This window comes from Pseudomonas sp. NPDC096917 (genome assembly GCF_044762555.1).
Lineage (GTDB): Bacteria > Pseudomonadota > Gammaproteobacteria > Pseudomonadales > Pseudomonadaceae > Aquipseudomonas.
Window position 1 is genome coordinate 104,914 of the sequence record NZ_JBIWEO010000010.1, and the last position, 12,384, is coordinate 117,297.

The window sequence follows — 12,384 nt, forward strand, 5'->3', positions numbered from 1 at the left end:
TCAATTCCCCTTCGACAATGCGCTGGCCTGGCCGGAGGCGGCACTGGTTTGCGCGGTTTTGCTGACTTCCCACCAGGTGTCCAGGCCCTCGTCGAACATGGGTTCCAGGGCCGGGCGGCCGAAACGGTTCTGGTACACGGTTGGCGTCCCTATCGAGTAGTAGTTGGGGATCATGTAGTAACCCCACTGCAACACCCGGTCGAGGGCGCGAGCGTAATGCACCATTTCTTCGCGGCTGTTGGCCTGCACCAGCCCGTCGAGCAAGGTGTCGACCGCCGGGTCGCGCAGCACAAAGGCGTTGGAGGCACCGGGCTGGGTGGCGCTGCGTGAGCCGTACATGTCGTACATTTCACGGCCCGGCGAGACGATGGGCTGGCCGCTGCGCGGAAAACCGACCACGATCATGTCGTAGTCACGGGCGTTGAGGCGGTTGATGTACTGCGCGGAGTCGATCTTGCGGATGTCCATGTTGATGCCGATCTGCGCCAGGGTGCGCTTGTACGGCAGGATCATCCGGTCAAAGCCGCCCTGGCCGTCAAGAAAGGTAAAGCTCAGTTGCTGGCCCTGGGCGTTCACCAGTTTGTTGTCTTTTGGGCTCCAGCCTGCCTCTTTGAGCAGCGCCAGTGCTTGCAGTTGTTTGTCGCGGATATAACCGCTGCCATCGGTTTTAGGGGCCTGGTATACCTGGGTGAACACCTCGTCGGGGATCTTGCCGCGCAAGGGTTCGAGAATTTCCAGCTCACGAGGATCGGGGAGGGCTGTGGCGGCCATTTCGCTTTTCGGGAAGTAGCTCTGCTGGCGCACATAGAAATTGCGCATCATCTGCTTGTTGGTCCACTCAAAATCCCACAGCAGGCTCAACGCCTGGCGGACGCGGCGGTCCTGAAAGAACGGGTTCTGCAAGTTAAAGGCAAAGCCTTGCGCGGCGCCCGGTTTATCCTTGGCTAAGACCCCGCGTTGCAGACGTCCGTCGGTCAGGGCTGGACTGTCATAGCCAATGCTGAAGCCGGTGGCCGAGAACTCGCGGTTGTAATCAAAGGCGCCGGCCTTGAGCAGTTGGCGGGCGATGTCGGTGTCACTGTAGAAATTCACGGTCATGCGGTCGAAGTTGTACAGCCCCTTGCTGACGGGCAAGTCCTTGGCCCACCAGTTCTTGTTGCGCTCAAAGGTGATGCTGCGACCAGGGTCGACCTGCGACACCGAGTACGGGCCGCTGCTCAGGGGCGCTTCAAAGCCGCCGCCAGTGCTAAAGTCGCGAGTTTTCCACCACTGCTGCGGCATGATCCGCATGCTGGCCAAATCCAGCGCCAGGGTGCGGTTCTGATTGTTCTTGAAGTCGAAGCGGACCTGCAACGGGCCTTCGACGACCATGTCCTTGACCTCGCCATAGAGCATGCGAAAGCTCAGGCTGCCTTTGGTCATCAAGGTGTTGTAGGTGAAGGCCACGTCTTGCGCGGTAATCGGCGTGTCATCGGCAAAGCGAGCCTTGGGGTTGAGGTAGAAACGCACCCACAGGCCGTCAGGGTCGCGTTCCATCTTTTGTGCGATCAGTCCGTAGACTGTGTAGGGCTCGTCCAGTGAGCGAAAGGCCAAGGGCGAATACAGCCATTGATCAGCCTGTGCCACGCCGGTGCCCTGGTCGATATAGGGAACGATGTAGTTGAACTGGCCAATTTCCATCGAGGCCCGACTGAGCGAACCGCCTTTGGGCGCGTGGGGGTTCACATAGTCGAAGTGCTGGAAATTGTCCGGGTATTTGGCGGCCTCGCCATAGACCGTCATGGCCTGGCTGGGCGCGGCGCTGACGCTGATGCACACGCAAGACAACACGGGTATCAGCAGTGAACGAAGCAGGGGCAGGAATAATGAAGACATGATGGGAGTTCCTTGTACCGCGTGTTGAACCATCGACTGCTTTGAAAAACCCCCACTTCCTTGCGCGTTAAAAGGTCGTGGGGTCGCGATGTCGCAGTTAAACCGACGCGGGCTGGAGTAGGCCCGCGCCAGTGATCACTCAGAAGTGGTAAGTCGCACGGGCGAAGAAAGTACGGCCCATTGGGTCGCCGTAACGAGGGTCGTATCCGCTCTGGAAGTTGTAGGACTGGTTAGAGAACGGTGGGTTGCGGTCAAACATGTTCTTGACCCCCACGTCCAGGTCCACGGTTTTGTCGAAGGTGTAACCCCCCGAAATATCCCAAAGGGTGTACGACGCTACGCGTGAGTGGGTGTCCGGATCGGCATCGTTGTAGCCGCTGGTGAAGCGGTTGACCAAGGCTGCACGGTAGGCGCCCAGGTTCCAGGTGCCGCTCAGTACATGCTTCCAGCGCGAGATCATGCCGTCGTCTTCAAACTGCCCGACCTTGTCGGTGTAGCTGCCGCCAATGGTGGTCTGGTAGTCGTAACGCGATACGTAGGTCCCTTGCAGGCCCAGGCCGAACTGGCCGTATGGGGTGTTCGGGAATTTGTAGTCGAGCGACACGTCGACGCCGCTGGTTTTGACTGTCCCCAGGTTGGCGAGGCCGGTTTGCACGTAGTTAAGGGAACCGTCGGCGTTGCGAATGAAGCGATCGGCATACGCGTTCGGATCGTCAAACACAGTGGATTCCGGGAACTCGGCGATCTGGTTGGCGATGTGAATCCACCAGAAGTCCAGCCCCATGGACAGGTTGCGAACCGGCTGATAAACGAAGCCCAATGTCACGTTGCGCGCTGTTTCAGGTGACAGGTTGGTGTTGCCGCCTGTGCGGTTATGGAACTGCTGGCCGCAGTCACGCCCGGCGTTGCCGCCCGGTTGCACGACACCACCGGTACAGAGCTTGGGGTCGTCGTAGTAACCCTGGGTGAAGGTGGTGTATTGCGGGTTGTACAGCTCATACAGCGAGGGGGCACGGAAGCCTTCGCTGTACGCACCGCGAACCACCAATTCTTTGACTGGCTGGTAGCGGAACGAGTATTTCGGGTTGGTGGTGCTGCCGAAGTCGCTGTACTTGTCGTGACGCACGGCGGCTGACAGTTCGAGGCTGTCCAGTACCGGAACGTTCAATTCGGTGTACACCGCCTTGACAGTGCGATCGCCTGACACGGTGCCATCCGGATCGACGCCCAGGCTGGAAATATCCGCGGCGAATTGTTCGTAGCTCTGATGGAATTTTTCCTGACGGAACTCCCCACCAATTGCCAGACCAGCAGAGCCTGCGCCAAACCAGTCGCCAATTTCGCGGCTCATGCGGCCATCAAGCCCGGTCACCCGGCCGACCGATGAGGAATACTGGCCGTGGTACCGATTGGCGTCGATCAGCGCCTGGCCAGCCGCTGTTTGCGGGCCAAACGGGTTAAGGATGCCGTCAGCGATGCCATCAATCATGGCTGCATCGCTGATATACCCGCCCGTCACGCTGGAGATCACCTTGTTCTGGTTGTACGAGGCGCCAACGTTGTAGTCCCAACCCTTGGCCACGCCGTCAAAGCTCAGCACCAGGCGTTGGCTGGTGTTCTGGTCTTTGGAGGCACGTGGACCGGCTGCGGTTTCACGCCAGTTGAGGTCGATGGGTTGGGTAGGGTCGAAGGTCGGGTTGCTGGACGCAGGCGTGATGCCGTTGCCCGGGAAGTACGGCGACGACGGGTCCATGGTCACGCCCAGCAAGGGGGCAGGGCCAACTTGGGTCGCGTTGTTGTTGCGGGCAAAGAAGTATTCAAGGTTGACGTTGTCGTCGTCGGTAATCTTGCCGGTGGCTTTGCCGAAAAATGAGGTTTTCTCGGTGGCCGGCAGCAAGTCGATGTAATTGCGCGTGTCGAAGCGGCATACGCCTTGACGCGCTACCAGGTCAGGGCCATTGCAGTTGCCGGATGACAGCGGGTTGGAACTCACGCCGCCCTGGCTGTAGTTGGCCGGGTATGCCGTGCCGGAGGTTTGGTCCAGGCCACGACCCGGTGCATAGGTGGTAGCGAAGGTGCGGTCGTTGGCGCGCAGTGCGCCCTGTTTGTTGTAGCCGACCACGCCCATGACGTTAAAGCGGTCTTTGTCCAAGTCGCCATAGCCCCAACTGGCGCTCAGGTCTTTGCTTTCACCGCCACCGGTGGCGTCAGCGCCTTCGCCGCCCACCGAAAGTGTGCCGTCAGTCAAGGATTTTTTGGTGATGAAGTTGATCACCCCGCCAATGGCGTCAGTGCCGTACAAAGCCGATGCGCCGTCGCGCAGCACTTCAACCCGGTCGATGGCTGCAAACGGGATGGTGTTCAGGTCGACAGCCGAACCGTCGATGGCGTTGTTGCCCAAACGACGACCGTTGAGCAGCACCAGGGTTTTGTTGGCGCCAATACCGCGCATGTCGGCAAAGCTGGAACCGCCTGTGCCCGCACCCACCGAACTGGCCGGGTTGCGCAGCGACTGGTTGCCCGTCACCCGCTGCATGATTTCAGCGGTGGTGGTTACACCCTCATTACGCAATTGTTCGGCGCGCAGAATGGTAATCGGCACTGCGGTTTCTGCGTCAACCCGGCGAATCGCCGAGCCGGTCACTTCCACGCGTTCCAATTGCGTAGTAGCGGGGGCGGCTGCGGTTGCATCGGTGCTCACAGCGCCAACGCTGACGGCATTGGCCGAGTCGTCTGGTGCGCTGGTTTGCGCTGCTTGCAACTGGCCTGCGCTCATCCCCAGAGCAACCAGATACAGCGGCACAAAACGATGCCGCTGCAAGCTTGCAACGAGCGGTTTGAGGGTGAAACCTGAACTCTTCATCTGCATGGTAAATTCCGACTTTTTCAGACGTTTATTGGAATGGCTTTGTGAGCCCTCATGACTCCAGTTGGGTTGTGTCGACCCGTGGCAAAACACTTTTTTCAAGCAAGCCGCTCCCCAGCAGGGGCCCAAGAGCCCCTGCGCGGCGTGGTTACAGCGGGAGTACTAAGTGCGCGACAAATCACCTGTGCGGGAGCTGTCGCGGTGGTGTCGTCAGTTACCTCGCGGTCATCACCGAGATCTTGGTAATGCCGGAGCGCTCAATCGAGGCCATGGCCTTAGCCACCTGGCCGTAATTGACACCCTCGTCAGCCTGCAACTGCACCCGTACTTCCGGGTCTTGGGCCTTGACGTCCTGCAGGCTTTTTTCCAACAGTTCAGGGGCCACTTCGTTTTTGGCCAGGAAGAATTTGCCGTCTTGATCGACGCTGACCACCACCGGGTCTTTCTTTTTCTCGGTGGCCACGGCGTCAGTCTTGGGCAGGTTGATTTTGATCGCGTTGGTCATCATCGGCGTGGTCACGATGAACACCACCAGCAGGACCAGCATCACGTCCACCAGCGGGGTGACGTTCATTTCGCTGAGCACTTCATCACTGTCTTGGGTTGAGAAAGACATCAGCTTGCCTCCCGCACTGCGGTGCGCTTGGTGGCAATGGCCTGGCGGTCGATGGCGAAGGCGCTGCGCTGGGCGAGGGCGTCGAAGTCATGGGCAAAATCGTCCATGTTGGCCGAGGCCAGTTTGAGACGGCGCAGGAAGAAGTTGTAAATCAGCACGGCAGGTACCGCGACGGCGATGCCGACACCCGTTGCGATCAAGGCGTGGCCGATAGGCCCGGCAACCGTTTCCAGGCTGGCGGAACCACTGGCGCCGATGCTTTGCAGGGCTTCCATGATGCCCCAGACCGTCCCGAACAGTCCGATGAAGGGCGCGGTGCTGCCGATACTGGCGAGAATCGCCTGGCCACTTTCAAGGGCGCGACGCTCTTTCTGGATTTGCTGGCGCAGGTTGCGTTCCAGGCGGTCGGAACGGTTGATGGTGTTGGCCAACTGTTGCGTGGTGCGTGGCGTGTCATCGACGATCATGGCTTCAAAACCACTGTTGGCGATGCGGGCCAGGGAGCCTGGGTACTGGCTGGCGTGTTCGGCTGCGGTCAGCAAGTCGGGGGCGGCCCAGAAGGCTTTGGTGAATTGCTTGTTCTGGGATTTCTGACGCAGGTATTGCGATGACTTGATGAGCAACAGGGCCCAACTTATCACCGAAAAAAACACCAATGCCCAAAGTACTCCCGGGACAATCATGGAAGACAGAGACTCGTTCATGGCTATACCTCGCACTGCGGTTAAATAACGCGGCTAATTAAATAAATGTCGGTAACCCGGTGAGGTTATTCCGGCAATTTGAAAGCAATGGTCTGGGTGGCGAACCCTTCTATCGGTGTGTCCCCGCGTTTGGCCGGGACAAACTTCCAGTTGCGTACAGCTTCTACGGCGGCGTCATCCAGCGCTTGCTTGCCACTGGACTTGGTGACCTCCACTGACCCGGCACGCCCGTTGGGCAGCACCTTGATTTTTAACCCCACCGAACCTTCCCAATTGCGGCGCAATGCCAGGGCCGGGTATTCCGGTGGCGGGTTGCCAAGGCTGGCCAGCCCGGAGACCGCGGCTGTTTCTTTTACCGGTCCAGGCGCTGCTGCCGGGGCTGCGGGCGCTGTTGGCGCGGTGGGCGCAGCTGGAGCCGCGGGAGCCTGTGGTGCGGGCTTGGGCGGTTGTGGTTTCTGCACCGGCTTGGGCTTGACCACCGGTTTGGGTTTTTCAATGGGCTTGGGTTTCTCCACCGGTTTGGGTGGCGGCTCCTTGACCGCATCTTCATCTTCTTGCGGTGCTTCAGGTTCTGGCGGCGGTGGCGGTGGCGGCGGTTCCTCGACAGGCGGTGCCGGTGGCGCCGGACTTGTGAGCTCGACGGTCATTTCCGGAATTTCCGGTGGGGTCATCACCGGGGCGGGTCTGGACTGCTGGAAAAACCACCATGCGCTGCCATGCAGCACGGCAACTACGCCGATCAGCAGCAGGATGTGCGGCTTGCTCAGTCCGCCCGGCTGCGAGGTGTTGGGCACATGTGGAATATGAGTCCACAGCTGCACACGCTCAGCGCCGAGTAGAGAGGCAGGCCGCTCTTTATGTTTTACCTCGTCACTCATTAAGAGTCCCTCGACAAAATGAAGGGCAATAAGGCTCCGTTCGCCCTTGCGTGCAGGGACGAGAACTATGGGTTCAACGGTTACTTCAATGGCGTTCGTTCACGTGATGGGGCACGTGCAAACGGGTTTAGCCACTGCGGGGGGAAGTTGTCATTTGAGCTCCTGCTAGTTAAGTCAACGGATCGATTCTTGGTTTTTTGTAAGATTTCGTTAAATTATGTATAGCAACGGCTGTGCCAACATTAAGAATGTGCAGTTTTCATAAGCAAATATTCAGGATGTTCGACGCAGTTTCATAAAAACGGTGGCGTTAATTAGTTGCGTGCTTAATTAACGCCACTTGGAACTAATAATGGGCTTAGTTGTAGACTTTGATAATCGCTAGTATTGTCTGACAATCAAACGTTATTTGGGTCTGGTCATAAAACAGTGCACCAAAGTAATGAGCGTTGCCTATTAATAGTGCATAACGTGGCCGATGCTTTAGAGCGTCAGGGTCAAGTGCTCTAACAGAGCTCCCGGCAGCACATGGCTGTCCAGGTAGCGACGCTCATAGGTGCGAGTGTCGATGCACAAGGTCTGCTCGCGCGTCAGGGCCAGCAAATGTGTGCCCAACATGTCGTACACGCTGTCATCAAAACGCATGGTTTCGATGGGCGCGACGATCTGTCCGTTTTCAACCCAGAAGGTTGCAAAACGGGTCATGCCGGTCAGGCGTGCCGAGCCCACATCGGAATAGTTCAAGTACCACAAGTTACTGATGTACAAGCCTGTTCCCAGTTCGCGCAACACATCCGCAGTGGCCAGTTCGCCGGGTGCCATGACCAGTGTGTGGGGTATTTCCTGTTGGTCGGCACCGTTGGCTTGCAAGCCGTATTCGGCGGCCGAACGTGAGCTGACCAACTGCCCGACCAGTTGCCCGGCCTGGATCAGGTCAACGTCCTGTCGTGGTGCACCGTCATGCCCGAAGCCAGGTTCAAAACCGCTCGAAGGTTGCTCGCGCAGGTTCACCAAGGGCGACAATTGCTGCTTGCCGAGCTGCAATTGTTGCAGCGCACTTTGGCGGTTGGCCAACGTCTTGGCCGAAAATGCGTCATAACTGAGCATCGACAACACTTCATCCAATGCCGCAGGTGCCAGATAAGCTCGGTACTGTCCGGGTTTGAGACTGATTCGCGGTGTGCTCAGGTGGTGCAGTTGCTCACGGGCCTTCACAAACAAATCGCTTAAAACCTGTGCATCCCAATCGGCCGAACCATAGGTACTTTTGACCGCTTCACCACTGGCATCGAACAGGCTCCAGTCAAACAGCGCGTTGGCGCATTCATGCCAGCCGCTGGCGCCCCAGCTGTTGGCGAACCCGCGATACAGCGTGCCGGCGGCGTAAATGCCGACCATGTCCAGGCCTTGGCTCAAGCCACAAATACTGTCGATGACCTGCTGCAACTCAGGAACGCGCCCCGGCACTTGGCGTTCAGATGCCCACACTTGGGTGTTGAGTAATAAATACGGATCGGCGGGCAGTACATCGAGTACGCCGCGCAGTTGAGCGAGGGTCTGGCCCAATTGCAGGGTGTCCTGTTCGAACTCACCGCTCAGGTTTATCCGCGCACTGGCGTGTCGCTCGCCGAGAATGAGGCGCACGGTCAACTCAATTTGCAGCACCGGATAGGCCTGACGCACTTTGCCGTGATTGAAACGCACGAACTGGCTGTCTTCGGCGGCGTACCACAGCGTGAAATGCTCTTGGGCGTGCAACTGGTGTTTGAGCCAGTGTTCCAGCGTTTTGAAGGTGCTGGCGAATCGGCAATTGCTCATCAGGCTTGGCCTCCGAACACATCAAGATGGCTAAAAACGCAGGCCGGGGACGCGTGGCCAACGGTGATTCCCTGGTTGGGTTCGCCCTTGCCGCAATTGGGCGTGCCCATGATCGAGTTAGTCGAGGCATCCCCCACGGCGCTCAACTTGCGCCAGAACTGTGACGAAATTCCGCGATAATTCGGGTTTTTGACCACCGCGCCCAGCTCTCCGTTTTCGATCAATTGGCCCCATTCGCAGCCGAACTGGAATTTGTTGCGCGCATCGTCAATCGACCAGGAGCGGTTGGTGGCCATTAAAATGCCGTGTTCGATGCCGCCAATCAGCTGCTGCATCGACTGATCGCCGGGTTCGATATTGAGGTTGGCCATGCGATCAATCGGTGCCCGGTTCCAGCTGCAGGCGCGACTGTTGGCGACGCCCGGCAAAGCGCTGCGAGCCTGGGACAGCGCGCCGCCCATGGGCCGCTGCAAAATGCCCTGACTGATCAGCAGCTGTTTTTCGGCTCGCAAACCTTCATCGTCATGGCTGTAGCTCACCAGTTCGCCCGCGACGTTCGGGTCGAAGCTGACATTCAACAACTCGGAGCCATAGCGGTAATGACCAAACATGTCTGGGGTCACAAAGCTGGTGCCCGCGTAGTTGCGTTCATCGCCTAAAATTCGATCCAGTTCGAGGGGATGGCCAATCGACTCGTGGATTTGCAGGATCATCTGATCCGGCATCAAGAGCACGTCCCGCGGGCCTTGCGGAGTATTGGGGGCCAGTAATAATTGCAGTGCCTGATCGGCGACGCGACGCGCCTCATCCATAAAGCCTGCGTGAGTCACGATGTTGGCGCTGCCTTGCTGGGCAACCTGATAGGTGCGGCGCTGGCTTTGCTGGCCATCAAAGGCGTTGACGCCAATTTCGGGGAATAACTGCTGCTGGCTGCGCAAAATCTCTGAGCCCTGATTGTCCAGGTACAGCTGTTGTTCTTGCACCACGCGCAGGCGGGCCGACCAATGCACCAGTCGCGGGTCGTTGGGCACTTGCCGGGAGGTTTCCATTAACAGCGCCAACCACTCGGCAGTGTCCGGCAACGGCAGGTCCAGTTCAGGGGAGCGGTAGTGCGCCTGAACGCCCTGATTTTTCATCGCCGGGTGCTGTAACAGGGCGTGGCCGTGCAGGGCTTTGGCCGTTTGTTGTGCACGTTCCAGCGCCTGTTGCAGGCCCGACAAGGAGATGTCGCTGGTCGCACAAAAGGCTTGTTGGCCGTCGACATGCACGCACACCATCACCCCGCATTCGTTGCGCAGGAAGGGCGGTTCAATCACATTGCGGCTCACGGCCAAGGTGTGTGATTGCTGTTCTACCAAGCGCAGGGAAACAAAGTCGGGCAAATGCGCGCAGGTTTGCATAAATCGTCTGAGCGACGATTGTGCATTACTCATCATGACTGTCCTTTTCAGAACAAGGCCCCAGTTTTAATGACAGAGCCTTATAGGGTTAATGAACACGGGCAATGTTCACTGGGTTTGCCTCCAAACAGTGTGTGTTGGGGCGTATGGGTTGATCGCTTAGATCAGTTGTATAAACACCCGGTAGGGCAGGGCGCACTGACTCAATTAAAAGTTTTAATGCCCACGGGTTATTGATAAGTGCGCGCGTGTGGGTAATTACGTGACTAACAAGTCATCTTTTAAAACGTCAGTTTCACTCAATAAACCATCTGATTGGTGTTGCCACAAACGGTAGTAAAGACCTCTTAGTTCAAGTAACTGCTGGTGGCTGCCATCTTCAACAATTAACCCCTTGTCCAGTACCACAATGCGATCCAGATGCGCGATGGTTGAAAGACGATGGGCGACCACCAGTACGGTCTTGTCCGCCATGATGTCGTCCAGGCTATTTTGAATCAGACTTTCGGTTTCTGAATCGAGGCTGGCGGTGGCTTCATCGAGCACCAGAATCGGTGCGTTTTTCAGCAAGGCCCGCGCAATGGCAATGCGCTGGCGCTGACCGCCTGACAATTTGACACCGCGTTCGCCAATCAAAGCGTCATAGCCGTCCTGCATATGCAGGATAAAGTCGTGGGCGTGGGCGCGTTTGGCGGCCAATACGATCTGTGCTTCGCTGGCGTGTACGTCGCCGTAACCGATATTTTCCCGCAGGGAGCGGTGAAACAAGCCCGGTTCCTGTGGGATCAGGCCGATATGGCTGTGCAGCGATTGCTGAGTCATGTCTTGAATATCAACGCCATCCACCACGACTTTGCCTTTTTGCGGGTCATACGAACGCAACAGCAGGTTGAGCAGTGTCGACTTGCCGGAGCCGGACAGCCCGACAATCCCAACCCGCTGACCGGCCCGAATGTGAAGGTTGAAGTGCTTGAAAATCGGCTTGTCCGGGCTGTAGCCGAAGTTCACGCCGCGAAACTCAATGGCGCCTTTTTTAATGTCGGCGGGCACGGCATTCACCCGATCCGGCATTTCGTGCGGATGGAGCAAGGTGTTGAGGCTGTTTTCGATGTTGCCGATGAACTCAAAGAAATGCATGAACTGCATGCTCAGGAAGCTGCACTGAGCCACGATCATCAGGCCCAGGGTGGCCACCATCACCAACTGACCGACGTCGATTTTGCCCAGGTGCCACAAATACAACGCCAGGGCGACTAGGCCGACGCGCAACACAATCGACAGGCTGTCCTGTAACAGGCGGATTTTTTCCTGATAGAAAAACGAGCGTTGCGCGGCCTGTTTTTCCTGGGTCTGGTAACGGGTCAGGTAGCCGAGTTCGAAGTCCTGGCGGGCAAACAGACGGATGCTGGCCAGGTTGCTCACGGCGTCGACAATCTTGCCGGTGGTGACGCTGCGTGCCTGCGCATGATTCGCGGCCAGCACTTGCGCCTTGCGTGACAGCACAAAGGCCAGCAGTGAATATGCCATCACCCACAACAGCAAACCCAACCCCAGCCAGGGTGACGCCAGGGTCAGTAACACCAGGCTGGTGACCAGTACCACCAGAATCGGCAGCATTTCGACCACCAGTGACCAGGTGATTTCCAGCAACCCGATGCTGCCTTCACCGATGCGGTGCGCCAGGCTGCCGGCAAAATGCTCGCCGAAATAGCGCGCAGAATGGCGCTGCAAGTAGGCGAACAAATCCCGCACGATGCGTATTTTTTGCTGCGGCCTAACCATGATCATGCACAGTGTTGCGCCACGGGCGCAGAGCATTTGAGCCACTGCCAGACCGAACAACAGGCCCAGTGCGGGCAGACTGGCCTGCCAGACGTCAGCGTGATCCCACGCGCCATCACTGACCGCGCCGGTAATCCGGCCAATGGCGTACGGCATCAAGGTGGCGGTCATCGCGGCGCCGATTTGCAACAAGGCGATGGCCCAATACCAGCGCGGGTACAGGCGGATGTAATGCCAAACAAAAGCCCACGGCCGTTTGGGCGGAACGGAAATAGCGTCAACTTCAGACATGACTGACCTTTTCTCAAAGCAAAGAAGTCCGCTTTGGCCGCTCTAAGAGAGTGGGCCAAGTACGGGCATTTCGAAGTGCAGGATGCGTCTATCCAGCGCCCATATGCATGCCGGGCAAGACGACGCCGTTCAGGCTATGTATCGATGCCTGGAG

Annotated in this window: 8 protein-coding genes; all 8 read right to left on the minus strand. The window is 58.0% G+C overall.

All coding sequences use genetic code 11. From position 1 onward, the window contains the following. The 8 genes from ACIQYF_RS13550 to ACIQYF_RS13585 all read right to left on the minus strand — a co-directional run bounded on the left by ACIQYF_RS13550 (position 1) and on the right by ACIQYF_RS13585 (position 12,230). The gene (locus tag ACIQYF_RS13550) at positions 1-1,875 is read right to left on the minus strand and encodes an extracellular solute-binding protein (RefSeq protein ID WP_402862236.1); all 1,875 of its coding nucleotides are present in this window, start codon (positions 1,873-1,875) and stop codon (positions 1-3) included. A gap of 139 nt (positions 1,876-2,014) precedes the next feature. Continuing rightward, entirely contained in the window at positions 2,015-4,744 is a 2,730-nt protein-coding gene (locus tag ACIQYF_RS13555; RefSeq protein ID WP_402862239.1) for a TonB-dependent receptor, read from the minus strand. A 211-nt stretch (positions 4,745-4,955) separates the two neighbouring features. Continuing rightward, a complete protein-coding gene (locus ACIQYF_RS13560) occupies positions 4,956-5,357 on the minus strand; it encodes a biopolymer transporter ExbD (RefSeq protein WP_048369966.1) in 402 nt (133 codons plus the stop codon). Then, positions 5,357-6,061 (minus strand): MotA/TolQ/ExbB proton channel family protein, encoded by a 705-nt coding sequence (locus ACIQYF_RS13565; protein ID WP_402862243.1) that lies wholly within the window; start codon positions 6,059-6,061, stop codon positions 5,357-5,359. Before ACIQYF_RS13565 ends, ACIQYF_RS13560 begins: the two co-directional genes overlap by 1 nt. A 65-nt stretch (positions 6,062-6,126) precedes the next feature. Next, positions 6,127-6,939, minus strand: coding sequence for an energy transducer TonB (locus ACIQYF_RS13570; RefSeq protein WP_402862246.1), 813 nt, complete (start codon positions 6,937-6,939; stop codon positions 6,127-6,129). Positions 6,940-7,422: 483 nt separating this feature from the next. After that, positions 7,423-8,757, minus strand: coding sequence for a TldD/PmbA family protein (locus ACIQYF_RS13575; RefSeq protein ID WP_402862249.1), 1,335 nt, complete (start codon positions 8,755-8,757; stop codon positions 7,423-7,425). Further along, the gene (locus tag ACIQYF_RS13580) at positions 8,757-10,190 is read right to left on the minus strand and encodes a TldD/PmbA family protein (protein ID WP_402862252.1); all 1,434 of its coding nucleotides are present in this window, start codon (positions 10,188-10,190) and stop codon (positions 8,757-8,759) included. The genes ACIQYF_RS13575 and ACIQYF_RS13580 overlap by 1 nt, the downstream gene beginning before the upstream one ends. 225 nt (positions 10,191-10,415) lie before the next feature. Continuing rightward, positions 10,416-12,230: an ABC transporter ATP-binding protein gene (locus tag ACIQYF_RS13585; RefSeq protein ID WP_402862255.1), complete on the minus strand. Its 1,815-nt coding sequence runs from the start codon at positions 12,228-12,230 to the stop codon at positions 10,416-10,418. Positions 12,231-12,384 lie beyond the last annotated feature (154 nt).